Here is a 24,271-nt window from a genome sequence, read left to right as displayed (position 1 = left end):
TGCATGACGATCGTCGACGTGCCCCTGTTCGATCTCGACCCCGTCGAGGTTCCGGATGCCGAAGACTCCGCGCTCCCCGCGTGGGCCGCACGGCTGGCCGTGTTCGACCTGGAGACCACCGGAATCGACGTCGACACCAGTCGCGTCGTCACCGCGAACGTGTCCCGTCTCGATGCCTCGGGCACCGTCGTGGAGCGCACCGACTGGCTCGCCGACCCCGGCATCGAGATCCCCGAGCAGGCCACGGCGGTGCACGGTGTCTCCACCGAGCGCGCCCGGGCCGAGGGGCGCCCGGCGGCCGAGGTGATCGCCGAGATCGTGGCGGCCCTCCGGCAGGCGGTGGCCGACGGGTACTCCCTCGTGATCTACAACGCCCCCTACGACCTCACGCTGCTGCACCGCGAGGCACTTCGCCACGGTGTCGCCCCCCTCGAGGGGCCGATGACCGTGGTCGACCCGTTGGTCATCGACAAGCAGATCGACCGGTACCGCAAGGGCAAGCGCACGCTCACCGCCGCGTCGGAGTTCTACGGCGTCGATCTCTCCGACGCGCACGACGCGGGGGCCGACGCCATCGCCGCCGGCCGGGTGGCCCAGGTCATCGCGCGCCGCTACGCCGCGGAGCTCGACCTCTCGCCCCGTGATCTGCACGACGCGCAGGTGGCCTGGCACGAGGCGCAGTGCGACTCGTTCGAGAGCTACATGCGCGCCAGCCGCGACCCCTCCTACACGGCCCGCCGTGGCTGGCCCGAGGTTCCCCTCCGCGGCTGAGCCGGCCCGGGCATCCGCCCACCCGTCCACGCGGGAGCGTGGCGCGCCTCACACGAAAGAACCCCGCCGACCGAAGTCGACGGGGTTCTTTCGAGTGAGCTGGTGACGACTACTTGCCGCCACCGAAACCCTTGTAGCGGTTGTTGAACTTCTCGACGCGACCGGCCGAGTCGAGGATGCGCTGCTTGCCCGTGTAGAACGGGTGCGACTCCGACGAGATCTCGACGTCGATCACCGGGTAGGTGTTGCCGTCTTCCCACTCGATCGTCTTCGACGACGACACGGTCGAACGGGTGAGGAAGGTGGCGCCGGAGGCGAGGTCGCGGAAGACCACTGCTTCGTACGTGGGGTGGGTGTCAGTCTTCATTGTGAGTCCTTGGTCGACAGCGGAGATGTACAGCGGGGCGGTGAAGTCATAGGCCCGGGGGCCAGCTAGACAGTTTAGCAGATGACTCAGGCCGCGCGAGCGCTGAAACGCCCGTCGGTCTCGGTCAGCTCGATCGGCAGCCCGAAGGCCGTCTCGAGGTTCTCACCCGTGAGCACGTCGGCGAGGCTGCCCGCGGCGACGATGCCGTCGCGGTTCAGCAGCAGCGCGTGGGTGAACCCGCGCGGGATCTCCTCGACGTGGTGGGTGACCATCACGATGGCCGGCGCCTCAGGAGCCGAGGCATAGCCGCCGAGGAGCTGCAGCAGCTCTTCGCGGGCGCCGAGGTCGAGGCTGGCGGCCGGTTCGTCCAGCAGCAGCAGCTCGGGGTCGGTCATCACCGAACGGGCGATCTGCACGCGCTTCTGCTCGCCGTCGCTGAGCGAGCCGAACAGGCGCTCGGAGAGGTGGTCGAGCTTCCACTCGTTCAGCACGCGCTGGGCGCGACGCAGATCGATGTCTTCGTACGACTCGTTCCAGCGGCCCGTCACCGAGTAGGCGGCGGTGAGCACCACGTTCAGCACGGTCTCGTTGGCCGGAAAACGACGGGCCATCGCGCTCGACGCGAAACCCACCCGCGGGCGGAGTTCGAACAGGTCGACTTCGCCGAGCTTGCCATCCAGAACCTGCACGGTTCCGCCCGAGGGATGGTTCATCGCGGCCGCGATCTGGAGCAGCGTGGTCTTGCCCGCACCGTTGGGCCCGAGCACCACCCAACGCTGATCGCCGTCGACTTTCCAGTTCACTCCGCTGAGGATGGGATTGCCGTCGCGGACCACTGAAACGTCGTCGAAATCGAGCACATTGGGCATGCCCCAAGCCTAACCACCCGAGGCGGACTAGTTGACCAACGACCGGTAGATGTCGGCCGTCTGGGCGGCGATCGCACCCCAGCTGAACTCGGCCTCGGCGCGCGCCCGGCCGGCCTCGCCCATGGCCTTCGCTCGAGCCGGGTCCGACACGACCTCGGTGAGCGCCCTGGCGAGGTCGGCCACGAACCGGTCGGGGTCGGTGGGGGTTCCCGTGCCGTCCTGCGCCTGGTCGATCGGCACCAGCAGACCGGTCACGCCGTCGTCGACGACCTCCGGGATGCCGCCGGTGGCGGTGCCCACCACGGGCAGCCCGCAGGCCATGGCCTCGAGGTTCACGATGCCGAGGGGCTCGTACACCGACGGGCACACGAACACCGTGGCGGCCGTGAGCACCGCGGTGAGCGACGGCTGCGGCAGGATGGCGTCGATCCAGACGATGCCCGAGCGGGTCTCCTGCAGCAGCCGCACGGCGCTGGACACCTCCTCCAGGATGGCGGGCGTGTCGGGTGCGCCGGCGCAGAGCACCACCTGCACCTCGGGGGGCAGCAGGGCGATCGCGCGCAGCAGGTAGGGCAGGCCCTTCTGGCGGGTGATGCGACCCACGAACACCACCGTGGGGCGGTCGGGGTCGATGCCGTGCTCGGCCAGCACCGCGTCGTCGTGGTGGGGCTTCCAGCGCTCGAGGTCGATGCCGTTGTAGACCGTGGTCACCTTCGACTCGTCGAGCGCGGGATACGAGCGCAGGATGTCGCGACGCATGCCGTTCGAGACGGCGATCACCGCATCCGCCGACTCGAACGCATCCTTCTCGATCAGCGACGAGATGCGGTAGCCGCCGCCCAGCTGCTCGGCCTTCCAGGGGCGCAGCGGCTCGAGCGAGTGCGCCGAGACCACGTGCGGCACGTCGTGCAGCAATGCCGCCAGCCGGCCGGCGGCATTGGCGTACCAGGTGTGCGAGTGCACGAGCGAGGTGCCCGCCACAGCCTCGGCGATCTGCAGGTCGACGCCGAGGGTGGTGAGGGACGGATTGGCGCCCTGGAGCTCCTCGGGAACCCGGTAGGCGTACACCCCGGGCTCGTCGCGGGGGGCGCCGAAACAGCGCACGGCCACGTCGAGATGAGCCCGCAGGCTCTTCACCAGCTCGGCGACATGCACCCCCGCTCCTCCGTAGACCTCGGGCGGATACTCTCGGGTGATCACGTCGACTCGCATAGTCGAACCGTAGTACGACCACGGCCGAAACCTCAGTAGGGTTTGGGCTATGGCTGCATCAAAGAAGATCTTCGGCATCGTCCTCGCCGGAGGCGAGGGCAAGCGACTCATGCCCCTCACGGCCGACCGTGCCAAGCCGGGCGTGCCGTTCGGCGGCGGGTACCGTCTCATCGACTTCGCCCTGTCGAACCTCGTCAATTCGGGGCTCCGGCAGATCGTGGTGCTGACGCAGTACAAGTCGCATTCGCTCGACCGCCACGTGTCGCAGACCTGGCATCTCGACGGACTGCTCAACTCCTACATCGCGTCGGTGCCGGCGCAGCAGCGCCTCGGCAAGCGCTGGTTCAGCGGCTCGGCCGACGCCATCCTGCAGTCGCTCAACCTCATCCGCGACGAGAAGCCCGACATCGTCGTCGTGGTGGGCGCCGACCACGTCTACCGGATGGACTTCGGCCAGATGATCCAGGCCCACATCGAGTCGGGTGCGGGGGCCACGGTCGCCGCCATCCGTCAGCCGATCGAGCTCGCCGACCAGTTCGGCGTCATCCAGACCGACCCGGCGAACCCGCTGCGCATCGCCGAGTTCCTCGAGAAGCCGAAGAACCCGGTGGGGCTCGACGACGCCCCGCACGAGGTGCTCGCCTCCATGGGCAACTACATCTTCAACACCGACCAGCTGATCGACGCGGTCATCCGCGACGGTGAGCGCCCGGAGTCGAGCCACGACATGGGTGGCGACATCATCCCCGACTTCGTGGCCCGCGGCGACGCGGCCGTGTACGACCTGAACCGCAACGAGGTGCCGGGCTCCACCGACCGCGACCGGTACTACTGGCGCGACGTGGGAACCATCGACTCCTTCTACGACGCCCACCAAGACCTCATCTCGGCCTTGCCGGTGTTCAACCTCTACAACGAGCGCTGGCCCATCTTCACCCAGCAGCTCAACTCCCCGCCGGCGAAGTTCGTGCGCGACAGCAAGGGCAACCCGGGGGTCACGGTCGAATCGATCGTCTCGCTCGGCTGCCTCATCTCCGGCGCCCGCGTCGAGGGCAGCGTGGTGGGTCCGTGGAGCCGGGTCGACTCCGGTGCCCTCGTGCAGCAGTCGGTGCTGTTCGACCGGGTGCACATCGAGCCCGACGCCGTGGTTCGGCGCGCCATCCTCGACAAGAACGTGGTCGTGGCCGCCGGTGCGCAGGTGGGTGTCGACGCCGACCGGGATCGCGAGCGGGGCTTCACGGTCACCGATTCGGGCATCACCGTGGTGGGCAAGGGCGTGCACGTCCTGCCGTAGCCGCGCGGCGCATCCGGTCTGCCCGGTACGCTCTGCCCACTCGGGTCTGCCCGGCCGGGCGCCGGATGCGCCCCGGCCGTCAGCCGCGGAAGCCCACCAGCGGCAGCAGCTGCGAGAGGTCGCGCACGTCCATCACCACGTCGGCCTTGGCCCGCACGATCGGTTTGGCGTCGAACGCCACCGACAGCGCGGCGACCTCCATCATGCGGAGGTCGTTGGCGCCGTCTCCGACAGCCACGGTGCTGCTGAGCGGGATGCCGCGCCGTTGCGCCCACTCGATCAGCGCATCCGCCTTGCTCTGCGGATCGACGATGGGCCCGCTCACGGCGCCGGTGAGCCGGCCGTCGGCCGAGCCGAGCCGGTTGGCTCGCCAGTGGTCCAGGCCCAGCTCCTCGGCCAGCGGATCGAGGATCTCGTGGAACCCGCCCGAGACCACCCCCACGAATCCGTCGCGCTCGTGGATGCCCGCGATCATCTGCGGCACCCCGGCGGTCACCCGGATCTGCTCCCCCACCTCGCGGTAGCTCTCCGTGCTCAGTCCCTCGAGCGCAGCCACCCGGGCACGCAGGCTGGTGGCGAAGTCGAGCTCACCGAGCATGGCGCGCTCGGTGATGGCGGCCACTTCGGCGTGGCGGCCGGCACAGTCGGCGAGCAGCTCGATCACCTCGTTCTCGATCAGGGTCGAATCGACGTCGAGAACGACGAGCAGCGGCGCCATCGTCAGTGGCCCATGCCGAGGCCGCCGTCGACCGGAACGACTGCGCCGGTGATGTAGGCGGCGTCGTCGGAGGAGAGCCAGGCGACGACCTTGGCCACCTCGGCGGCCGAGCCGTAGCGGCCCGCCGGGATGCTCTTCTTGTACTCGGCCTGCTGCGCCTCGGGCAGCTCGGCGGTCATGTCGGTCTCGATGAAGCCGGGGGCCACCACGTTGGCGGTGATGCCGCGGGCGCCGAGCTCGCGCGAGATCGAGCGGGCGAAGCCCACCAGGGCGGCCTTCGAGGCGCTGTAGTTGGCCTGGCCGGGGCCGCCGTAGAGTCCCACGACGCTCGAGATCAGCACGATGCGACCGAAGCGGGCCTTGAGCATGGCCTTCGACGCGCGCTTCACGACGCGGAAGGCGCCCGTGAGGTTGGTGTCGATCACGTCGGTGAAGTCGGTCTCGCTCATGCGCATCAGCAGCATGTCGCGCGTGATGCCGGCGTTCGCCACCACGACCTCGACCGGGCCGAGCCTGCTCTCGACCTCGGTGAAGGCCGCGTCGACGGAGGCCGCGTCGGTGACGTCGCCCTTCACGGTGAGGGCTCCGGCGGGGCCGCCCTCCCCCGAGCGCGCGGTCACGGCGACGCGGTGGCCCTGGGCCACGAACTCCTCGGCGATGGCGTAACCGATTCCGCGGTTTCCGCCGGTGATGAGCACGGTTCGGGGGGTGGTGGCTGTAGTCACGGATACCAGCATAGAAGCAGCCGGAGAAGCGTAGGGTTGAGGAGACCATGAAGAGCACCCAGCCCTCCCTCACGAGCCTGCCGCCGTCGCCCGACGCCGAGCGGCACGCTCGCATGATCAAATACCTGATCACGATGTCGATCCGCATCGTGTGCCTGGTGCTGATGCTGTTCGTGCACGGCTGGTGGTTGGCCATCTGCGCGGCCGGTGCCATCCTGTTGCCGTACTTCGCCGTCGTGCTGGGCAACGTGGGCACGTCGTCGGTGAAGCCGCACGAGGCGCCCACGGCCATCGAGGTCTACCGTCCGATGCCCGGCGACGGGCCCTCGCGGTGATCTCGCTCGGGCTCGAGCCCGCCGCAGAAGAGTGCTCGCGGGCGGGGTGCCGCACGCACGCCGAGCACCGCATCGAGTGGCGCAATCCGCGCATCCACACGGATGAGCGCCGCAAGGTGTGGCTCGCCTGCGACGAGCACGTCGAGTTCCTGCGCGGCTTCCTCGCCTCGCGGGATTTCCCGCTCGAGGTGCACCGGATGAGTGGAGTCCCGTCCGCATGACCGGCTGGCGGTTTCTGCTCTCCCGCCGCTGGGCCGGGTACCTCGCGCTCACCGTGGTGTTCGCGCTGGTGTGCGTGCTGCTGGCGATGTGGCAGCTGGCGCGCCGAGACGAGGCCGTCGCCGAGATCAACCGCGTCGAGATGAACTACGACGCCTCCCCCACGCCGCTCGGCGAGGTGCTGCCGACGCTCGACTCCTACGACGAGTCGCAGGAGTGGCTCACCGTCACGATGACGGGCGAGTACCTCGTCGACGACCAACTGCTCGTGCGCAACCGCCCGCTGGGCGGCGACGTGGGCTTCGACGTGCTCGTGCCGCTCCGCCTGGCCAACGGCGACGTGTTCATCGTCGACCGGGGCTGGCTGCCCACGGGGCAGACCGAAGACGTGCCAGACACCATCCCCGCCGCCCCCACCGGCACCGTCACGGTCGTCGCTCGGTTGAAGGCCGGAGAGCCCGAGCTCGCCGGGCGCGGAGCCGTGGCGGGCCAGATCGCCACCATCGAGCTCCCGCGCATCGCCGAACAGGTCGGGCAGCCCACCTACACCGCCGCCTACGGACTGATGGCGAGCGAGACCCCGGCCCCTGCCGAGCGGCCCACCGCTCTGCCCAAACCCACGCCCGACGAGGGGGCGCACCTGTCGTACACGTTCCAGTGGTTCTGCTTCGGCCTGCTGGGCTTCGTGGGGCTCGGCTACATCGTGCGCCAGGAGTTCCGCCGCATCAACGAGGACGACCCCGAGGAGCAGGAGCGCGCCGCCGAGCGGGAGCGGCGCCGGGCTGCGCGCAAGAGCGACGCCGACGTCGAGGACGAGATCCTCGACAGCTCGCGCTGAGCCTCTGCGTCTGGGGCTGATCGGCCCGACCCGATCAGGCCAGCGAGATCAGGTCGGCGTAGTCCTTGTTCCAGTGGTCTTCCACCCCGTCGGGCAGAATGAGCACCCGTTCGGGGTTGAGGGCCTCGACGGCCCCCTCGTCGTGACTCACCAGCACGACCGCACCTTCGTAGTGGGCGAGTGCATCCAGGATCTCTTCGCGGCTGGCCGGGTCGAGGTTGTTGGTGGGCTCATCCAGCAGCAGCACGTTCGCGCCGCTCACCACGATCATGGCCAGCGCCAGACGCGTCTTCTCGCCACCGGAGAGCACGCCGGCGGGCTTGTGGCCGTCGTCCCCGGTGAACAGGAACGAGCCCAGCACGCGGCGGGCCTCGGTCTCGGTGAGGTTCGGTGAGGCCGACACCATGTTCTGCAGCACCGTGCGGTTCACGTCGATGGTCTCGTGCTCCTGGGCGTAATAGCCCACGCGCAGGCCGTGGCCGGGTTCGATGCGCCCGGTGTCGGGCTTGTCCGCCCCACCCAGGATGCGCAGCAGCGTCGTCTTGCCCGCACCGTTCAGCCCGAGGATGACCACCTTCGAGCCGCGGTCGATCGCGAGGTCGACGGCCGTGAAGATCTCCAGCGAACCGTAGCTCTTCGACAGGTTCGACGCCATCAACGGGGTGCGACCGCAGGGTGCCGGGGTCGGGAAGCGCAGCTTGGCCACGCGATCCGCCTCGCGGACCTCCTCGAGTCCGGACAGCATCTTCTCGGCGCGAGCCACCATCTGGTGGGCGGCGGCGGCCTTGGAGGCCTTCGCGCCGAAGCGGGCGGCCTGCATCTGCAGCTGACCGGCCTTCTTCTCGACGTTGACGCGCTCCTTCTTGCGGCGCTCCTCATCGGCGGCACGCTGCTTGAGGTAGTTGCGCCAGTTCATGTTGTACACGTCGATCACCTGACGGTTGCCGTCGAGGTAGAACACGCGGTTGACCGTCTCGCCCACGAGCTCGATGTCGTGGCTGATCACGATGAAGCCGCCGGTGTAGTTCTTCAAGAACTCCCGCAGCCACACCACCGAGTCGGCGTCGAGGTGGTTGGTGGGCTCGTCGAGGATGAGCGTCTCCGCGTCGGAGAACAGGATGCGCGCCAGTTCGATACGGCGCCGCTGGCCGCCCGAGAGCGTCTTCAGCGGCTGGTCGAGGATGCGATCGGGAAGGCTGAGGTTGCTCGCGATCGACGCGGCCTCCGCCTCGGCGGCGTACCCCCCGAGGGCGTCGAAGCGCTCGGTGAGGTTGCCGTACTTCTTCATGGCGGCTGCACTGATCTTCGGGTCGTCGCTCGCCATGGCCATCGACGACTCGGTCATGCCCTCCAGCAGCGAACCCAGTCCGCGGGCGTTCAGGATGCGCGTGCGCGCGAGCTCCTCCGGATCACCCGAGCGCGGGTCCTGCGGCAGGTAGCCGAGTTCTCCGGAGCGCTGCACGGCTCCGGCCGCGGGCTGCAGGTCGCCTGCGAGCACCTTCGTCAGAGTGGTCTTGCCCGCTCCGTTGCGGCCCACCAGCCCGACCTTGTCGCCGGAGCCGACTCGGAAAGACACGTCCTCCATGAGGGTTCGTGCCCCGACGCGGATCGCGAGGTCAGTAACGCTGAGCACAGAGATATCCAATTCTTTCGTTGCGTCGCCACAACGCGGGGGGAGGGGGAATCTCTCTAGTATATTTCCATGTCCTCCCTCACTGCGGCCGATGGCCGCTTCTCCCTCGGCCGCGCGACGCTGGCCGACCGGCTGATCAGCCGCAGCGTCCTCACCGACGTGATGCTCGTCGCGGGCGGCGCCGCCTTCACGGGGCTGCTCGCCCAGATCGCCGTTCCGCTGTGGCCGGTGCCCATCACGGGCCAGACCCTCGCCGTGCTCCTGGTCGGTTCGACCCTCGGCGCTCTCCGCGGCGTGCTCTCGCTCACGCTTTACGCCGTGCTCGGCGTCGTGGGCGTGCCGTGGTTCAGTGAGGCCACCTCGGGGTGGCAGGTCGTGGCGGGCCCGACGGGCGGCTACATCATCGGCTTCATCGTGGCCGCCGGCCTCACCGGCTGGATGGCGCAGCGCAGCTGGGATCGCAAGGTGCTCGGCGCCCTCGCGGCGTTCGCCACCGGCACCCTCGTCACCTTCGCGATCGGCCTGCCCTGGCTCGCCGCCTCGCTCGGCCTGAACCTCGAGCAGACCCTGCAGGCCGGCCTCTACCCCTTCATCGTCGGTGGCATCGTGAAGACGCTGCTCGCCGCCGGCATCATCCCGGCCGCCTGGAAGCTCACCGACCGCCTCCCGAAGTAGCCCACCTCCTGCTTCGCGCACGTCTCGCGGCCGCCGACCTTTTCACGGGGTCGGCGGCCGTTTCTCGTGCGGCAGCGTCTCGGCCCGCCTCGCCACCCGATGCCGCGCAGCCCACCGGTGCTCGCCGCGGGCGACGATGCCGCGGACGACGTCGAGGGTCGCCGTCCAGTCGTGCCCCACCTGCGAATAGCTCAGCCGCACGACGAGGTAACCGAGACGCGCGAGCTCGAGGTCGCGTCGGCGGTCGGCAGCGAATGCCTCGTGGCCCGAGTGCCACGCGCTTCCGTCGACCTCGATGACGAGCCGCTCGCCCACCAGGATGTCCACCCGCCCCACCCCGTCGATACGCACCTGGAGCCGGAAGGCGATCCCGACCGAGCGGAGCCCGAGACGCACGAGCGACTCCAACCCCGACTCGGCGGCGCCGTCGACGAACGGGCCGTACTCGCGGTAGCGGCCGGGCAGCTGATCCAGCAGAACCAGCAGCCTCCTCCGGGAGATCAGACGAAGATGCAGGGCGGAGTCGAGGGTCGCGATGGCGGTCGACCGCGTCTGACAGAGGGTGGAATGCACGAGCGCCGACTCGACCGAGTCGACTGCGCCCGACGCGGGCAGCACGCTCCCGAAGACACCCAACGGGCGCAGAACCGACAGGCATGTCACGACTCCGCCGAGCGCCACCGCGTTCACTGCGGCACCGGATGCGCCGGGAAGCGAGACCCAGCCGCGTCGAAGGCGACACAGCTCGCCACGCGCGACCAGACGGTCGACTGCCTGCATCCGGAACCCCAGCGCCACGAGGTCGAAGACGCGTGCCACTCCCCCGGAGTCGCCTACAGCCTGCCCGATCGTCTGCACGAGCCCAGACTCGCGCGGTCGGTCCTCCGGCGGTGGGCGGCGGCCCGATCTGTGCAGGGTGGCGTGCCGACCCGGTCGGTGGAGGAGTGGACTCGCGCACGTGAAACGGCCGCCGACCCCCTGAAAGGGTCGGCGGCCGTCATCCGTGCGCGAACCGCGCGTGGCGGGTCAGATGGAGAAGCCGAGGGCGCGCATCATGTCGCGGCCGTCGTCGGTGATCTTGTCGGGGCCCCACGGCGGCATCCACACCCAGTTGATGCGGAACTGCTCGACCACGCCGTCGAGCGCCTCGGCCGTCTGCTCCTCGAGCACGTCGGTGAGCGGGCAGCCGGCACTCGTGAGCGTCATCGAGATGACGAGGGCGTTCTGGTCGTCGTCCCAGCCGAGGTCGTAGATGAGGCCGAGGTCGACGATGTTGACGCCGAGCTCAGGGTCCATCACGTCTTTGAGAGCTTCTTCGACCTGGTCGAAGAGCTTCGGTTCCAATGTGGTGACCATGTTCTCAGCCTACGTTCGTGCCCTGGAGAAAGCGATCGTAGCCCTCGTTCTCGAGCTGCACGGCAAGCTCGGGGCCGCCCTGCTCGGCCACACGGCCGGCCACGAACACGTGCACGAAGTCGGGCTTCACATAGCGCAGGATGCGGTTGTAGTGCGTGATCAACAGGATGCCCGCGCCCGTCTTCTCCTTGACCCGGTTGACACCTTCGGAGACGATCTTCAGGGCGTCGACGTCGAGACCGGAGTCGGTTTCGTCGAGCACCGCGAACTTGGGCTTGAGCAGCTCGAGCTGCAGGATCTCGTTGCGCTTCTTCTCGCCGCCCGAGAAGCCCTCGTTCACGTTGCGCTCGCGGAACGAGCGGTCCATGCGGAGGTCGGTCATCGCGGCGTCGACCTCTTTGAGCCAGCCGCGGATGGGCGGGGCCGCTCCGTCGATCGCGGTCTTCGCCGTGCGGAGGAAGTTGGCGTTCGAGACCCCGGGGATCTCGACGGGGTACTGCATCGCCAGGAACAGTCCCATCCGCGCGCGCTCGTCGACCGACTTGTCGAGCAGCTCCACGCCGTCGAGGGTGACCGAGCCGCCCTCCACATGGTACTTGGGGTGCCCGGCGATCGCATAGGCGAGCGTCGACTTGCCCGACCCGTTGGGGCCCATGATCGCGTGCGTCTCGCCCTCGCCGATGGTGAGGTCGACGCCGCGGAGGATCTGCTTGGTCCCCTGCTCGGTGTCGACGCTCACCTGGAGGTCTTCGATCTTCAGAACCGACATGCTACTCAATCACTTTCGTCACGGTTGGGTCGATGTAGATGTCCCCGTCGACGACCTCGATCGCGAAGACGGGAACGGGCTCGTAGGCCGGAAGCGTCAACGGCTTCCCGGTCTCGAGCGAGAACTTGGAGCCGTGGGCCCAGCACTCGAGGGTGTCGTCCTCGACGAATCCCTCGGCCAGCGAGATGTCACCGTGGGTGCAGGTGTCGCCGATGGCGTGGCACTCCCCCGCCGAGTCCTTCACCAGGGCGATCGCCACGCCCCCCACGACCACGCGGATCGCCTGGTTCACCGGAACCTCGTCGAGCGCACAGACCTTCTCGGCGCTCATGCGTGGGCTCCGGCGGCGGCGCGAACGACCTCGGCCTGCACGAGCTCGGCCTCGACGGCGGCGGAGAGCCGCTCTTCGAGAGCGGGCGAACCGATCTGGGTGATGATCTCCGCGAGGAACCCGCGAACCACCAGGCGGCGGGCCTCCTCCTCGGAGATGCCGCGCGACTGCAGGTAGAACAACTGCTCGTCGTCGAACCGCCCGGTCGACGAGGCATGCCCCGCACCGACGATGTTGCCGGTCTCGATCTCGAGGTTCGGGATGCTGTCGGCCCGCGTGCCGTCGCTCAGCACCAGGTTACGGTTCTGCTCGTAGCTGTCGGTGCCGTCGGCGTGCGGGCCGATGAGCACGTCGCCCACCCACACCGTGTGCGCCTTCGCGCCCTGCAGCGCACCCTTGTAGTTCACGCGGCTCCGCGTGTTGGCGGCCTGGTGGTCGATGTAGGGCCGCTGCTCGAGGTACTGACCGGCGTCGGCGAAATACAGCCCGAGCGAGTCGGTCGACGAACCGGTGCCGGCGAGGTGGAACGAGGGGTTCACCCGCACGACGGAACCGCCGAGCGACACCACCACGTGGCGCAGGTTGGCATCGCGGCCGATGGTGGCGAAGTGGCTCGACAGGTGCACGGCCGTGTCGGCCCACTCCTGCACGGTCACGACGGTGAGCTGGGCACCGTCTCCCACCACGATCTCGACGTTCTCGGTGAGGTTCGCGTCGCCGCTGTGCTCCAGGATGACGGTACCGCGGCTGTTCGGGGCGGCCTCGATCACGATCTGGGCCGCTCGGGGAGCGGTGTCGAAACGATCGCGTTTCACCACGAGCTCCGCCGAGTCCTCGCCCGAGACGAGGATGTGCAGAACCTTCTCAACGCTCGACCAGGCGAGAGCGGATGCGCGGTCCTCGGGCGCCCCCGCTCGTCCGATCAGCGGCGAACTCCGGTCGATCCACTCGACCGAGGTTCCGGCCGATTCGGAGTACTGGAACGCCACCGGGCCGCCGTCGACGGGCCCTTCGGTGAGGTGCCGAATGCGGTCGAGAGGAGCGAATTTCCACTCGAACTCGAGCCCGGTGACCGCCGGGAAGTCGGCGACATCGGTCGACGAAGGTCGTTCCGATCGGGTCTGAACGGGAACGAACGACGGTGAAGCGATGGCCATCTAGCCTGCATGTCCTTTCGGCGGAGTGAGCGGAGCGGGAGCGGTCAACCGACCGATCCCTCCATGCCCATCTCGATCAGCTTGTTGAGCTCGAGGGCGTACTCCATGGGGAGCTCGCGGGCGATCGGCTCGATGAAGCCACGCACGATCATCGCCATCGCCTCGTCTTCGGGCATGCCGCGCGACATCAGGTAGAACAGCTGTTCCTCCGACACCTTCGAGACGGTGGCCTCGTGGCCGAGCTGCACGTCGTCGACCCGGATGTCGATGGCCGGGTAGGTGTCCGACCGCGAGATGGTGTCGACCAGCAGCGCGTCACACCGCACCGTGTTGGCGGAGTGGTGGGCGTTCTCGGCGATGCGCACCTCGCCGCGGTAGCCGGCACGGCCGCCGCCACGGGCGATCGACTTCGACACGATCGACGACTGCGTGTACGGCGCCATGTGCACCATCTTGGCGCCCGCATCCTGATGCTGACCGGGGCCGGCGAAGGCCACCGACAGGGTCTCGCCCTTGGCGTGCTCGCCGACGAGGTAGATCGACGGGTACTTCATGGTGACCTTGGAGCCGATGTTGCCGTCGACCCACTCCATCGTCGCGCCCTCGTGGGCGATGGCCCGCTTGGTGACGAGGTTGTAGACGTTGTTCGACCAGTTCTGGATGGTCGTGTAGCGAACGCGTGCGTTCTTCTTCACGACGATCTCCACCACGGCCGAGTGCAACGAGTCGCTCTTGTAGATGGGAGCCGTGCAGCCCTCGATGTAGTGCACGTAGCTGCCCTCGTCGGCGATGATCAGGGTGCGCTCGAACTGACCCATGTTCTCCGTGTTGATACGGAAGTAGGCCTGCAGCGGGATCTCGACGTGGACGCCCTTGGGTACGTAGACGAACGAGCCGCCCGACCACACCGCCGTGTTCAGCGCGGCGAACTTGTTGTCGCCGGAGGGGATGACGGTGCCGAAGTACTCGTCGAAGAACTCGGGGTGCTCGCGCAGCGCCGTGTCCGTGTCCATGAAGATGACGCCCTGGGCTTCGAGGTCTTCGCGGATGGTGTGGTACACCACCTCGGACTCGTACTGCGCGGCGACGCCGGAGACCAGGCGCTGACGCTCGGCCTCGGGGATGCCGAGCTTCTCGTACGTGTTCTTGATGTCGTCGGGCAGGTCTTCCCAGGTCTGGGCCTGCTTCTCCGTGGAGCGCACGAAGTACTTGATGTTGTCGAAGTCGATTCCCGACAGGTCGGCGCCCCAGGTGGGCATGGGCTTGCGGCCGAAGATCTGAAGGGCCTTCAGGCGCGTCTTCAGCATCCATTCTGGCTCGTTCTTCAGCGCCGAGATGTTCTCGACGACGGCCTCGTTGATTCCGCGTTTGGCCGAGGCGCCCGCCGTGTCCGAGTCCGACCATCCGAACTCGTACACTCCGAGGTTCGCGAGTTCTGGCCGGTCGATGAGTACGTCTGACATGACTGACTCCCTTCCTTACTGCTGACAACCTCGAAGAGGTCTCCGACATTCCATCGTCACATCGAAGACGACCGTTGAGACGGGACTCAGGGCGGATTGTGTGTCGGGGTGGAGGCTAAGCGCTGAGCGCTGCTTCCTGGGATTTCATTGTATACGGCGTGACCGACACCGGGGCCCAGAGCTGAGGATGCAGATCCAGCATCACCCGGAGCACGCCCACCCACACCAGGGCCGAGCCGAGCAGGTGCAGCACCACCATCCACTCCGGCAGGCCGAGCAGCGCCTGGGCGAGGCCGAGCACGGCCTGCAGCACGACGACCACCACGAAGGTGACCACCCGACGGCGGGCGAGGGCGGCACCAGGGATGCGCGAGACGGCCGCGAGCAGGACGACGCCGAGCACGAGCACCGCCGCTCCCAGGATGCCGTGCACCGTGGTGACCTCGGCCCACACGAACGCCATCCGGGGCACATCGGCCGAGTCGCCCGCGTGCGGACCGGTGCCCGTGACCAGGGTGCCCACCAGGATGAGCACCGCCGTGACGAGCACGAGCACCCACGACAGGCGGGCGACCCACGAGGGGATGAGCACCTCGGGCGACTGCCCTCGGTGCGCCCGGTGCCAGGTGAGGGTGGTGGTGGTGAGCAGGGCGATCGCCATCACGAAGTGCATCGCCACGACCCACGGGTTCAATTCGGTGAGCACCGTCACTCCCCCGGCCACGGCGTTGGCCACGACCAGCCAGAACTGCGACCAGGCCAGGCGGGTCATGCTGCGGACGCGCGGTTTCTGCAACCGGGCGGCCACGATGGCCCAGCCCACGGCGGCGATGAGCACGCCGGTGAGGGCACGGTTCGCGAACTCGATGAAGCCGTGGATGCCGAGCTCGGGCGTGGTGGTGAGCGAGCCGTCGTCGCAGGCGGGCCAGGTGGGGCAGCCGAGCCCCGACCCGGTGACGCGCACGACACCGCCGGTGACGATGATCAGGATGCTGACGACGAGCGCCGCGGTGGTGCCCCAGCGCAGGGCGCGGGGAGTGAGCGTGACGCGGTCGGCCAGCCAGCCGAGAGGAGTCTTCATGGCGTGCCTCCTACAGCGGGAAGATCGTGACCAGCGGGTCGATCGCGACCGCGAGGAACACCAGCGTGAGGTACGTGATCGAGCCGTGAAACACGCGCATAGGCTTGATCGTGAGGTCGCGGATGGAGCGGCTGTACAGGCGGTGCGACTCGTAGAGGAACCAGGCCCCCGCGGCGATCGCCGTGACGGAGTAGATCAGGCCCATGTGGCCTACGGGGATGAGCAGCAGCGAGCACGCCACCATCGCCCAGGCGTAGAGCACGATCTGCAGCCCCACGACCACGCGGCCGCGAACCACGGCGAGCATCGGGACCCCGGCCGTCTTGTAGTCGTCGCGGTACTTCATCGACAGCGGCCAGTAGTGCGGCGGCGTCCAGAGGAAGATGATGCCGAAGAGGATCAGCGCCTCCCAGGACAGCGAGTTCGTCACGGCCGCCCAGCCGATCAGCACCGGCATGCAGCCGGCCGTGCCGCCCCAGACGATGTTCTGCGGGGTGCGGCGCTTGAGCACCAGGGTGTACAGGAGCACGTAGATGAGGATCGCGACCAGGGCCAGCCCGGCAGCCAGCAGGTTCGTCGTGAGCGCGAGCCACAGGATGGCCACGACGCCCGTGGTCCACGAGAACACCAGCGCCTCACGATCGGAGAGCACCCCGGTGACGAGGGGCCGCTTGGAGGTGCGGTTCATCAGGCGGTCGATGTCGCGATCGATGTAGCAGTTGAACGCCGAGGCGCTGCCGGCGGAGAGCGCCCCGCCGACCAGGGTCGCGAAGACGAGCCAGAGATCCGGGATGCCGCGTTCCGCGAGGATCATCACCGGGAAGGTCGTGACGAGCAGCAGCTCCATCACCCGGGGCTTGGTCAAGGAGATGTAGCCCTTGACCTTCTCCTTCGGGCTGATGCGCCGCTCGGCCACCAGGCCGTCAACCGCTACGTCCATTACTCCTCTTTACGTACCCGATGCCATCCCCGGCCCCAAGTCTATTGGATCGAACGGGCTCGCCCGTCCGCGTCGATATGATTGGAGGACGTGGGCCTGGAACTGGTCCGCACTAGAGAAGGGGTCCATTTCCTCGTGGCTACACTCCAATGGGATTCCATTGACGACAAAGCAGTTTCGACCGCCAAGATCCTCGCGGCAGACGCCGTAGAGAAGGTCGGTAACGGCCACCCCGGTACTGCGATCAGCCTTGCGCCCGCTGCGTACCTCCTGTTCCAGAAGGTCATGCGCAAAGACCCGGCCGACCAGGACTGGCTCGGCCGTGACCGCTTCATCCTCTCCGTGGGCCACTCCTCGCTCACCCAGTACATCCAGCTCTACCTCGGCGGCTACGGCCTCGAGCTCGACGACCTCAAGGCGCTCCGCACCTGGGGTTCGCTGACGCCCGGCCACCCCGAGTACGGGCACACCAAGGGTGTCGAGATCACCACGGGCCCGCTCGGCCAGGGCCTCGCCTCCTCGGTGGGCTTCGCCTACGCGCAGCGCTTCGAGCGCGGTCTGTTCGATCCGGATGCCGCGCCCGGCACGAGCCCGTTCGACCACTTCACGTACGTGATCGCCGGCGACGGCGACATGGAGGAGGGCGTCACGAGCGAGGCCTCGTCGCTCGCCGGCCACCAGCAGCTCGGCAACCTGATCGCCATCTACGACTCGAACCAGATCTCGATCGAGGACGACACGAACATCGCCTTCACCGAGGACGTCAAGGCGCGCTACGAGTCGTACCACTGGCACGTGCAGGTCGTCGACTGGAAGAAGACGGGCCAGTACGTCGAAGACGTGCAGTCGCTCTTCGACGCCATCGAGGCGGCCAAGGCCGAGACCTCCAAGCCCTCGCTGATCATCCTCAAGACGATCATCGGCTGGCCGTCGCCGAAGAAGCAGAACTCCGGCAAGATCCACGGCTCCGCCCTCGGCGCCGACGAGCTGCGCGGCCTCAAGGAGGTCGTGGGCTTCGACCCCGAGCAGACCTTCCAGGTCGACGCCGACGTCATCGAGCACACGCGCAAGGCGCTCCAGCGCGGCTCGGAAGAGCGCGCCGAGTGGCAGAAGGGCTTCGACGCCTGGGCCGAGGCCAACCCCGAGAAGAAGGCCCTTCTGGACCGCCTCGAGGCCGGCGAACTGCCCGAGGGCCTCGAGGACGTGCTGCCCGTGTTCGAGGCCGGCAAAGAGGTCTCGACCCGTGCCGCCTCCGGCAAGGTCATCAACGCCCTCGCTCCCGTGCTGCCCGAGTTCTGGGGCGGCTCCGCCGACCTCGCCGAGTCGAACAACACGACCATCGAGTCGGCGGCGTCGTTCGTGCCCTCCGAGCACTCCACCCACGAGTGGACGGGCAACCCGTACGGCCGCGTGCTGCACTTCGGCATCCGCGAGCACGCGATGGGCTCGATCCTGAACGGCATCGTGCTGCACGGCAAGACCCGCCCGTTCGGCGGCACCTTCCTCATCTTCAGCGACTACATGCGCCCCGCAGTGCGTCTGGCCGCCCTGATGAAGGTGCCCTCGATCTTCGTCTGGACGCACGACTCCGTCGCCCTCGGTGAAGACGGCCCCACCCACCAGCCGGTGGAGCAGCTCACCGTGCTGCGCGCCATCCCGGGCCTTGACGTGGTTCGCCCCGCCGACGCCAACGAGGTGGCCTACGCCTGGCTCACGATCCTGGGCCGCAAGCACAACCCGGCCGGCATCGCCCTCACCCGCCAGAACATCCCGGTGTTCGAGCGCGGCGACGGAGAGGCCTCTGGCGACGTGTTCGCCTCCGCCAAGAACGTCTCGAAGGGCGCCTACGTGCTCGCCGAGGCCGCCAACGGCACCCCCGACGTGATCTTCATCGCCACCGGGTCCGAGGTTCAGCTGGCCGTGAACGCCCGCGAGATCCTGGCCGGCGAGGGCATCAACGCCCGCGTCGTGTCGGCTCCCTCGCTCGAGTGGTTCGAGGAGCAGACCGAGGAGTACAAGGAGTCGGTGCTCCCGGCATCCGTCAAGGCGCGCGTCTCCATCGAGGCCGGCCTCGACATGGGCTGGCGCAAGTACATCGGCGACGCCGGTCGTAGCGTCTCGATCGAGCACTTCGGTGCCTCGGCCGACTACAAGACGCTGTTCCGCGAGTTCGGCATCACCACTGAAGCAGCGGTCGAAGCCGCCAAGACGTCGCTCGCCGCGCTCTGAGCCGGCAACGCACTAGGAGATAGAGAACATGACTGAGAACACCCAGAACCTGTCCGATGTCGGCGTGTCGATCTGGCTCGACGACCTGTCGCGCGAGCGCATCACCTCGGGCGGGCTGCAGAAGCTGATCGCCGAGAAGAACGTGGTGGGCGTCACGACGAACCCCACGATCTTCGCCGCGGCGCTGTCCAAGGGCGAGTCGTACGACGCCCAGGTCGCGGAGCTCGCCAAGGCGGGCACGGATGTGACCACCGCGGTCTTCGAGATCACCACCGACGACGTCGCCGACGCCAGCGACATCTTCAAGCCGATCTACGACGCCACCAAGGGCTTCGACGGTCGCGTGTCGATCGAGGTCGAGCCGGGCCTCGCGCACGACGCTCAGGGCACCATCGATCAGGCCAAGGCTCTGTTCGAGAAGGTCAACCGTGAGAACGTGCTGATCAAGATCCCCGCGACGGTCGAGGGCCTCGAGGCCATCACCGAGACCATCGCGGCCGGCATCTCGGTCAACGTCACGCTGATCTTCTCGCTGGAGCGCTACCGCGACGTCATCAACGCCTACCTCACGGGCCTGGAGAAGGCGAAGGAGGCCGGGCACGACCTCTCGAAGATCCACTCGGTCGCCTCGTTCTTCGTGTCGCGCGTCGACACCGAGATCGACAAGCGCCTCACCGACATCGGCACCGACGAGGCCCTCGCCCTGAAGAGCAAGGCCGGCATCGCCAACGCCCGGCTCGCCTACGAGGTGTGGACCCAGGCGTTCGCCACCGAGCGCGCCCTGCTGCTGCTCGAGGCCGGCGCCAACACCCAGCGTCCGCTCTGGGCATCGACCGGCGTAAAAGACCCGAGCGTGCCCGACACGGCCTACGTGATCGAACTGGCGGCGCCCTCGGTGGTCAACACCATGCCCGAGAAGACGCTCGACGCCCTGTCCGACCACGGCGACGTGCGCGGTGACACCATCGCGAACTCCTACGAGGAGGCCAACAAGGTGCTCGACGCCATCGGCGCCCTGGGCATCTCCTACGCCGAGGTCACCGAGCTGCTCGAGAAGGAGGGCGTCGAGAAGTTCATCGTGTCCTGGAACGAGCTGCTCGACACGGTCACGGCGAACCTCGAAGCCGCGAAATGACGATCGCCGTCCATACCTCGGGCGACGCGAAGGCGGCCGTGCAGTCGCACGTGCCGCAGTTGGTGGCCGACCTCGTCGCCTCCGGGATCACAGCGGCGAACCCCGCCCTGTGGGGCCCGGAGGCCGAGGCCGAAGCCGGGACGCGTCTCGGCTGGACCGAGGCCGTCTCGATCTCCCGGCCGCTGGTCGCCGAGGTCGCGGCGCTGCGTGAGCAGTTCGTCTCGGCCGGCATCGACCACTTCGTGCTCGCGGGTATGGGCGGCTCGTCGCTCGCCCCCGAGGTGATCACCGCGACCCTCGGGGTCGAGCTGACCATTCTCGACTCCACGGCCCCGGAGCAGATCCGCGCCGCTCTCGACGACCGGCTGGCCACCACGGTGCTGATCGCGTCGTCGAAGTCGGGCGGCACGCTCGAGACCGACAGCCAGCGCCGCGCCTACGAGGCGGCCTTCGCGGCCGCCGGCATCGACCCGGCCGAGCGCATCGTGATCGTGACCGATCCCGGTTCGCCGCTGGAGGCATCCGCTCGCGAGGCCGGTTACCGCGTGTTCCTGGCCGATCCGAACGTGGGTGGCCGCTACTCGGCGCTCACCGCCTTCGGACTCGTGCCATCCGGACTCGCGGGAGCCGACATCGGCGAGCTCCTCGACGAGGCCGAGGCCATCTCGCTCAACCTCGCCGAGGACGGCTCGGAGAACTTCGGTCTGATCCTCGGATCGGCCCTGGCCGGAACCTCGCCCCTCCGCGACAAGACCGGCATCGTGGCCGACGGAACCCACATCGTGGGCTTCGCCGACTGGGCCGAACAGCTGATCGCCGAGTCGACGGGGAAGAACGGCACGGGACTGCTGCCGGTCGTGCTCGACCTCGGCTCCCCGGAGCTCACAGAGAACCTCCCCGACCTGCAGGTCGTGCGGTTGGTGGCGGATGCGGGTGCGCGGCACCTGCACGAGCGTCACCCCGGCGAGGTGCTGATCAGCGGTTCCCTCGGTGCGATGTTCCTCACCTGGGAGTATGCGGTCGCGGTGGCAGGGCGCCTGCTCGGCATCAACCCGTTCGACCAGCCCGACGTCGAGTCGGCGAAGTCGGCCGCTCGCGGTCTGCTCGAGAACCGGCCGGAGGCCGAGGCTCCGGCGTTCGTCGAGGGCGGCATCGAGGTGCGCGGCACGGCCGACGTCGTCTCGGTGGCCGACACCCTCGCCGGCTCGGTCGACGCCCTCCTGGCGTCACTGCCCGAAACGGGTTACCTGGCCGTCATGGCCTACGTCGACCGACTGCAGCAGGCCCGACTGGTGGAGCTCCGCGACGTGCTCGCAGCGCGATCGCACCGCCCGGTCACGTTCGGTTGGGGTCCGCGGTTCCTGCACTCCACCGGCCAGTACCACAAGGGCGGTCCGGCCGACGGGGTGTTCCTGCAGATCACCGCCGACACCGTCGACGACCTCGCCATCCCCGACCGCCCGTTCACCTTCGGTCAGCTCATCCAGGCCCAGGCCGCCGGTGATGCCGCCGTCCTCCAGCAGCACGGTCGACCCGTGCTGCGCCTCAACCTCACGAACGCGTCCACCGACGTCGACACCCTGTTCAGCGCCCTGCGCTGACGGTTGCCGACCGCACACTAGGAGTTCAATGCCTCCCGTTGAGATCACCCCGGAGTACAACCCGCTCCGGCTACCCACGGATCGCCGCCTCAACCGCATCGCCGGGCCCTCTGGCCTCGTGATCTTCGGCGTGACCGGCGACCTGTCGCGCAAGAAGCTGATGCCGGCGGTCTACGACCTCGCCAGCCGCGGCCTCCTGCCGCCCGGCTTCTCCCTCGTCGGCTTCGCCCGGCGCGACTGGGAGGACCAGGACTTCGAACGCGTCGTGCACGACGCCGTGAAGGAGCACTCGCGCACCCCCTTCGACGAAGACGTGTGGCGTCAGCTGTCGGAGGGCATCCGCTTCGTCTCGGGAGAGTTCGACGACGAGACGGCCTTCGAACAGCTCAAGGAGACGATCGACGAGCTCGACCGCGACCGCGGCACGAAGGGCAACTACGCCTTCTACCTCTCGATCCCGCCGAAGGCGTTCCCTCTCGTCACCGAGCAGCTGCGCCGCTCCGGCCTCGCCGACCAGCGCGAGGGCTCCTGGCGACGCGTCGTCATCGAGAAGCCCTTCGGCAGCGACCTCAAGACGGCCCGCGAGCTGAACGACGTGGTGGAGTCGGTCTTCCCGCCCGACTCGGTGTTCCGTATCGACCACTACCTCGGCAAGGAGACCGTCCAGAACATCCTGGCGCTCCGTTTCGCGAACCAGCTCTACGAGCCCATCTGGAACGCCAACTACGTCGACCACGTGCAGATCACGATGGCCGAAGACATCGGAGTGGGCGGCCGGGCCGGCTACTACGACGGCATCGGTGCAGCCCGCGACGTCATCCAGAACCACCTGCTCCAGCTCCTGGCCCTCACGGCCATGGAGGAGCCGATCTCGTTCGACGCCGCCGACCTGCGTGCCGAGAAGGAGAAGGTGCTCGCCGCCGTCAAGCTCCCGGATGACCTCAGCACGGTCTCTGCACGCGGCCAGTACGCGGGTGGTTGGCAGGGCGGCGAGAAGGTTCTCGGCTTCCTCGAAGAAGACGGCATGAACCCGCATTCGACCACCGAGACCTACGCGGCCGTGAAGCTCGACATCGGCACGCGCCGCTGGGCGGGTGTTCCGTTCTACCTGCGAGCGGGCAAGCGTCTGGGCCGCCGTGTCACCGAGATCGCGGTCGTGTTCAAGCGTGCGCCGCAGTACCTCTTCGCGGAGAGCCAGACCTCGGAACTCGGCCAGAACGCTCTCGTCATCCGGGTTCAGCCCGACGAGGGTGTCACGATCAGGTTCGGGTCGAAGGTTCCCGGTGCCGGCGTGCAGGTGCGCGACGTGACCATGGACTTCGGTTATGGCCACGCCTTCACCGAAGCCAGCCCCGAGGCCTACGAGCGACTCATCCTCGACGTGCTGCTGGGAGACCCGCCGCTCTTCCCGCGTCAGCGCGAGGTCGAGCTGTCGTGGATGATCCTCGACCCGATCGAGGAGTACTGGAGCACCCAGGGCCAGCCCGAACAGTACCGACCCGGCACCTGGGGCCCGAGCTCCGCCGACGAACTGCTGGCCCGCGATGGAAGAACTTGGAGACGTCCGTGATCGTCGATCTGCCCGACACCACCACCAGCAAGATCTCGAAGTCGTTGGTGAAGATCCGCGAGGAGGGCGGCGCCGTCGCTCTGGGCCGTGTGCTCACCCTCGTGATCGTCACCTCGCTCGGCGAGGAGGAAGACGCGATCGAGGCGGCCAACGACGCCTCCCGTGAGCACCCCATGCGGGTCATCGTCGTGTCGACCGACACCGCGAACGACGGCATGAACACCGGCCGGGGCGCACGTCTCGACGCCCAGATCCGCGTGGGTGGCGACGCCGGCGCGAGCGAGGTCGTCGTACTCCGCGCCTACGGGGCGGCCGCGAGCGACCAGGAAGGACTGGTCACCGGCCTGCTCCTCTCCGACGCGCCGGTCGTCGTCTGGTGGCCGGGAGCGGCCCCCGACGACGTGTCGAACTCCGACCTCGGCCGCATCGCGACCCGTCGCATCACCGACTCGTCGAACCAGCCGAACCCGTACGAGGCGCTGCTGCGCCGCGCGGAGGCCTACGCTCCCGGCGACACCGACTTCGCCTGGACCAGGCTCACCCTGTGGCGCGCCCAGCTCGCCGCGGTGCTCGACCAGCCGCCGTACGAGCCGGTCACGGGCATCGAGGTCTCCGGCGCATCCGACTCGCCCTCCACGCTGCTGCTCGCCTCCTGGCTCCGGCACCAGCTGCAGGTGCCGGTGAAGTACGGGCTGCTGTCGCGCTCGAACGGCTCCAGCGGCATCCACGGCGTGATCCTGAGCCGGCAGAGCGGTGACATCGAGCTCGTGCGTGACGTGCCCAACGTGGCCCGTCTCAGCCAGCCCGACCAGCCCACCCACGACCTGGCGCTGCCGCGACGCAACCTCCGCGACTGCCTGGCCGAGGAGCTGCGACGACTCGACCCCGACGACCTGTACGGTGAAGTGATCACCCAGGGCCTGTCCGAGCTGCTGGAGAACGACGACGCCGGCGTCCGCGACGCGGTCTGAAAGGCTGAAACC

At 68.4% G+C, this 24,271-nt stretch carries 25 protein-coding genes; 11 read left to right on the top strand and 14 right to left on the bottom strand.

Annotated features, from left to right (window positions below; all coding sequences use genetic code 11):
• The first annotated feature begins 3 nt into the window (after positions 1 to 3).
• Positions 4 to 771 (top strand): exonuclease domain-containing protein, encoded by a 768-nt coding sequence (locus tag ACEXOR_RS10430; RefSeq protein WP_374849564.1) that lies wholly within the window; start codon positions 4 to 6, stop codon positions 769 to 771.
• A 109-nt stretch (positions 772 to 880) separates the two neighbouring features.
• Here the strand turns inward: ACEXOR_RS10430 and ACEXOR_RS10425 are convergent, their stop codons facing one another.
• The 3 genes from ACEXOR_RS10425 to glgA all read right to left on the bottom strand — a co-directional run bounded on the left by ACEXOR_RS10425 (position 881) and on the right by glgA (position 3,219).
• Positions 881 to 1,138 (bottom strand): type B 50S ribosomal protein L31, encoded by a 258-nt coding sequence (locus ACEXOR_RS10425; protein WP_374849563.1) that lies wholly within the window; start codon positions 1,136 to 1,138, stop codon positions 881 to 883.
• Between the two features lie 86 nt (positions 1,139 to 1,224).
• Positions 1,225 to 2,007 (bottom strand): ABC transporter ATP-binding protein, encoded by a 783-nt coding sequence (locus ACEXOR_RS10420; protein WP_374849562.1) that lies wholly within the window; start codon positions 2,005 to 2,007, stop codon positions 1,225 to 1,227.
• A 27-nt stretch (positions 2,008 to 2,034) separates the two neighbouring features.
• Positions 2,035 to 3,219, bottom strand: coding sequence for a glycogen synthase (gene glgA / locus ACEXOR_RS10415; protein ID WP_374849561.1), 1,185 nt, complete (start codon positions 3,217 to 3,219; stop codon positions 2,035 to 2,037).
• A 49-nt stretch (positions 3,220 to 3,268) separates the two neighbouring features.
• Here glgA and glgC point away from each other — a divergent pair, with 49 nt between their 5' ends.
• A complete protein-coding gene (gene glgC / locus ACEXOR_RS10410) occupies positions 3,269 to 4,513 on the top strand; it encodes a glucose-1-phosphate adenylyltransferase (RefSeq protein WP_374849560.1) in 1,245 nt (414 codons plus the stop codon).
• 79 nt (positions 4,514 to 4,592) lie between these two features.
• On the opposite strand, the gene serB is transcribed toward glgC, so the two are convergent.
• Both serB and ACEXOR_RS10400 read right to left on the bottom strand, forming a co-directional pair.
• The gene (gene serB / locus ACEXOR_RS10405; RefSeq protein ID WP_374849559.1) at positions 4,593 to 5,231 is read right to left on the bottom strand and encodes a phosphoserine phosphatase SerB; all 639 of its coding nucleotides are present in this window, start codon (positions 5,229 to 5,231) and stop codon (positions 4,593 to 4,595) included.
• Positions 5,232 to 5,233: 2 nt separating this feature from the next.
• Entirely contained in the window at positions 5,234 to 5,968 is a 735-nt protein-coding gene (locus ACEXOR_RS10400) for a beta-ketoacyl-ACP reductase (RefSeq protein ID WP_374849558.1), read from the bottom strand.
• Positions 5,969 to 6,003: 35 nt separating this feature from the next.
• On the opposite strand from ACEXOR_RS10400, the gene ACEXOR_RS10395 reads away from it, so the two are divergent.
• Genes ACEXOR_RS10395 through ACEXOR_RS10385 form a run of 3 tightly spaced genes read left to right on the top strand, consistent with a single transcriptional unit; the run spans position 6,004 to position 7,348 of the window.
• Positions 6,004 to 6,291: a DUF3099 domain-containing protein gene (locus tag ACEXOR_RS10395; protein WP_374849557.1), complete on the top strand. Its 288-nt coding sequence runs from the start codon at positions 6,004 to 6,006 to the stop codon at positions 6,289 to 6,291.
• Positions 6,288 to 6,512 (top strand): hypothetical protein, encoded by a 225-nt coding sequence (locus ACEXOR_RS10390; protein WP_374849556.1) that lies wholly within the window; start codon positions 6,288 to 6,290, stop codon positions 6,510 to 6,512. The genes ACEXOR_RS10395 and ACEXOR_RS10390 overlap by 4 nt, the downstream gene beginning before the upstream one ends.
• Entirely contained in the window at positions 6,509 to 7,348 is an 840-nt protein-coding gene (locus ACEXOR_RS10385; RefSeq protein ID WP_374849555.1) for an SURF1 family cytochrome oxidase biogenesis protein, read from the top strand. Before ACEXOR_RS10390 ends, ACEXOR_RS10385 begins: the two co-directional genes overlap by 4 nt.
• Before the next feature lie 34 nt (positions 7,349 to 7,382).
• On the opposite strand, the gene ACEXOR_RS10380 is transcribed toward ACEXOR_RS10385, so the two are convergent.
• Positions 7,383 to 8,981 (bottom strand): ABC-F family ATP-binding cassette domain-containing protein, encoded by a 1,599-nt coding sequence (locus tag ACEXOR_RS10380; RefSeq protein ID WP_374849554.1) that lies wholly within the window; start codon positions 8,979 to 8,981, stop codon positions 7,383 to 7,385.
• 69 nt (positions 8,982 to 9,050) lie between these two features.
• On the opposite strand from ACEXOR_RS10380, the gene ACEXOR_RS10375 reads away from it, so the two are divergent.
• The gene (locus tag ACEXOR_RS10375; protein WP_374849553.1) at positions 9,051 to 9,656 is read left to right on the top strand and encodes a biotin transporter BioY; all 606 of its coding nucleotides are present in this window, start codon (positions 9,051 to 9,053) and stop codon (positions 9,654 to 9,656) included.
• 42 nt (positions 9,657 to 9,698) lie between these two features.
• Here the strand turns inward: ACEXOR_RS10375 and ACEXOR_RS10370 are convergent, their stop codons facing one another.
• The 8 genes from ACEXOR_RS10370 to ACEXOR_RS10335 form a co-directional block, all read right to left on the bottom strand.
• Positions 9,699 to 10,475: an endonuclease domain-containing protein gene (locus ACEXOR_RS10370; RefSeq protein WP_374849552.1), complete on the bottom strand. Its 777-nt coding sequence runs from the start codon at positions 10,473 to 10,475 to the stop codon at positions 9,699 to 9,701.
• 207 nt (positions 10,476 to 10,682) lie between these two features.
• Positions 10,683 to 11,012 carry a metal-sulfur cluster assembly factor gene (locus tag ACEXOR_RS10365; RefSeq protein ID WP_374849551.1) on the bottom strand — a complete coding sequence of 110 codons (330 nt, stop codon included), beginning with the start codon at positions 11,010 to 11,012 and terminating at the stop codon, positions 10,683 to 10,685.
• 4 nt (positions 11,013 to 11,016) lie between these two features.
• A complete protein-coding gene (gene sufC, locus ACEXOR_RS10360; RefSeq protein ID WP_374849550.1) occupies positions 11,017 to 11,781 on the bottom strand; it encodes a Fe-S cluster assembly ATPase SufC in 765 nt (254 codons plus the stop codon).
• 1 nt (position 11,782) lies between these two features.
• A complete protein-coding gene (locus ACEXOR_RS10355) occupies positions 11,783 to 12,112 on the bottom strand; it encodes a non-heme iron oxygenase ferredoxin subunit (RefSeq protein WP_374849549.1) in 330 nt (109 codons plus the stop codon).
• Positions 12,109 to 13,269 (bottom strand): Fe-S cluster assembly protein SufD, encoded by a 1,161-nt coding sequence (gene sufD / locus ACEXOR_RS10350; protein WP_374849548.1) that lies wholly within the window; start codon positions 13,267 to 13,269, stop codon positions 12,109 to 12,111. Before sufD ends, ACEXOR_RS10355 begins: the two co-directional genes overlap by 4 nt.
• A 44-nt stretch (positions 13,270 to 13,313) precedes the next feature.
• On the bottom strand, positions 13,314 to 14,732 hold the full coding sequence (sufB, locus tag ACEXOR_RS10345; protein ID WP_374849547.1) for a Fe-S cluster assembly protein SufB: 1,419 nt from the start codon (positions 14,730 to 14,732) through the stop codon (positions 13,314 to 13,316).
• Positions 14,733 to 14,847: 115 nt separating this feature from the next.
• Positions 14,848 to 15,813, bottom strand: coding sequence for a COX15/CtaA family protein (locus ACEXOR_RS10340; RefSeq protein ID WP_374849546.1), 966 nt, complete (start codon positions 15,811 to 15,813; stop codon positions 14,848 to 14,850).
• A gap of 10 nt (positions 15,814 to 15,823) precedes the next feature.
• On the bottom strand, positions 15,824 to 16,753 hold the full coding sequence (locus tag ACEXOR_RS10335; RefSeq protein ID WP_374849545.1) for a heme o synthase: 930 nt from the start codon (positions 16,751 to 16,753) through the stop codon (positions 15,824 to 15,826).
• 135 nt (positions 16,754 to 16,888) lie between these two features.
• Here ACEXOR_RS10335 and tkt point away from each other — a divergent pair, with 135 nt between their 5' ends.
• The 5 genes from tkt to ACEXOR_RS10310 are packed head-to-tail and all read left to right on the top strand — an operon-like array spanning position 16,889 to position 24,259.
• Positions 16,889 to 18,982 (top strand): transketolase, encoded by a 2,094-nt coding sequence (gene tkt / locus ACEXOR_RS10330; RefSeq protein ID WP_374849544.1) that lies wholly within the window; start codon positions 16,889 to 16,891, stop codon positions 18,980 to 18,982.
• A 28-nt stretch (positions 18,983 to 19,010) separates the two neighbouring features.
• On the top strand, positions 19,011 to 20,117 hold the full coding sequence (tal, locus tag ACEXOR_RS10325) for a transaldolase (RefSeq protein ID WP_374849543.1): 1,107 nt from the start codon (positions 19,011 to 19,013) through the stop codon (positions 20,115 to 20,117).
• On the top strand, positions 20,114 to 21,718 hold the full coding sequence (locus ACEXOR_RS10320) for a glucose-6-phosphate isomerase (RefSeq protein WP_374849542.1): 1,605 nt from the start codon (positions 20,114 to 20,116) through the stop codon (positions 21,716 to 21,718). The genes tal and ACEXOR_RS10320 overlap by 4 nt, the downstream gene beginning before the upstream one ends.
• Positions 21,719 to 21,746: 28 nt before the next feature.
• Positions 21,747 to 23,288, top strand: a complete 1,542-nt coding sequence (zwf, locus tag ACEXOR_RS10315; protein WP_374849541.1) for a glucose-6-phosphate dehydrogenase — start codon at positions 21,747 to 21,749, stop codon at positions 23,286 to 23,288.
• Positions 23,285 to 24,259, top strand: coding sequence for a glucose-6-phosphate dehydrogenase assembly protein OpcA (locus tag ACEXOR_RS10310; RefSeq protein ID WP_374849540.1), 975 nt, complete (start codon positions 23,285 to 23,287; stop codon positions 24,257 to 24,259). Before zwf ends, ACEXOR_RS10310 begins: the two co-directional genes overlap by 4 nt.
• The last annotated feature ends 12 nt before the right edge of the window (positions 24,260 to 24,271 follow it).

It is taken from the genome of Herbiconiux liangxiaofengii, from assembly GCF_041927335.1.
Lineage (GTDB): Bacteria > Actinomycetota > Actinomycetes > Actinomycetales > Microbacteriaceae > Herbiconiux > Herbiconiux liangxiaofengii.
This window is presented reverse-complemented; position numbering and strand designations above follow the sequence as displayed.

Coding starts and splice junctions, on each gene's coding strand:
- ACEXOR_RS10430 (WP_374849564.1), top strand. CDS start 4: ATGACGATCGTCGACGTGCCCCTGTTCGATCTCGACCCCGTCGAGGTT.
- ACEXOR_RS10425 (WP_374849563.1), bottom strand. CDS start 1,138: ATGAAGACTGACACCCACCCCACGTACGAAGCAGTGGTCTTCCGCGAC.
- ACEXOR_RS10420 (WP_374849562.1), bottom strand. CDS start 2,007: ATGCCCAATGTGCTCGATTTCGACGACGTTTCAGTGGTCCGCGACGGC.
- glgA (WP_374849561.1), bottom strand. CDS start 3,219: ATGCGAGTCGACGTGATCACCCGAGAGTATCCGCCCGAGGTCTACGGA.
- glgC (WP_374849560.1), top strand. CDS start 3,269: ATGGCTGCATCAAAGAAGATCTTCGGCATCGTCCTCGCCGGAGGCGAG.
- serB (WP_374849559.1), bottom strand. CDS start 5,231: ATGGCGCCGCTGCTCGTCGTTCTCGACGTCGATTCGACCCTGATCGAG.
- ACEXOR_RS10400 (WP_374849558.1), bottom strand. CDS start 5,968: ATGCTGGTATCCGTGACTACAGCCACCACCCCCCGAACCGTGCTCATC.
- ACEXOR_RS10395 (WP_374849557.1), top strand. CDS start 6,004: ATGAAGAGCACCCAGCCCTCCCTCACGAGCCTGCCGCCGTCGCCCGAC.
- ACEXOR_RS10385 (WP_374849555.1), top strand. CDS start 6,509: ATGACCGGCTGGCGGTTTCTGCTCTCCCGCCGCTGGGCCGGGTACCTC.
- ACEXOR_RS10375 (WP_374849553.1), top strand. CDS start 9,051: ATGTCCTCCCTCACTGCGGCCGATGGCCGCTTCTCCCTCGGCCGCGCG.
- ACEXOR_RS10365 (WP_374849551.1), bottom strand. CDS start 11,012: ATGGTCACCACATTGGAACCGAAGCTCTTCGACCAGGTCGAAGAAGCT.
- sufC (WP_374849550.1), bottom strand. CDS start 11,781: ATGTCGGTTCTGAAGATCGAAGACCTCCAGGTGAGCGTCGACACCGAG.
- ACEXOR_RS10355 (WP_374849549.1), bottom strand. CDS start 12,112: ATGAGCGCCGAGAAGGTCTGTGCGCTCGACGAGGTTCCGGTGAACCAG.
- sufD (WP_374849548.1), bottom strand. CDS start 13,269: ATGGCCATCGCTTCACCGTCGTTCGTTCCCGTTCAGACCCGATCGGAA.
- sufB (WP_374849547.1), bottom strand. CDS start 14,732: ATGTCAGACGTACTCATCGACCGGCCAGAACTCGCGAACCTCGGAGTG.
- ACEXOR_RS10340 (WP_374849546.1), bottom strand. CDS start 15,813: ATGAAGACTCCTCTCGGCTGGCTGGCCGACCGCGTCACGCTCACTCCC.
- ACEXOR_RS10335 (WP_374849545.1), bottom strand. CDS start 16,753: ATGGACGTAGCGGTTGACGGCCTGGTGGCCGAGCGGCGCATCAGCCCG.
- tal (WP_374849543.1), top strand. CDS start 19,011: ATGACTGAGAACACCCAGAACCTGTCCGATGTCGGCGTGTCGATCTGG.
- ACEXOR_RS10320 (WP_374849542.1), top strand. CDS start 20,114: ATGACGATCGCCGTCCATACCTCGGGCGACGCGAAGGCGGCCGTGCAG.
- zwf (WP_374849541.1), top strand. CDS start 21,747: ATGCCTCCCGTTGAGATCACCCCGGAGTACAACCCGCTCCGGCTACCC.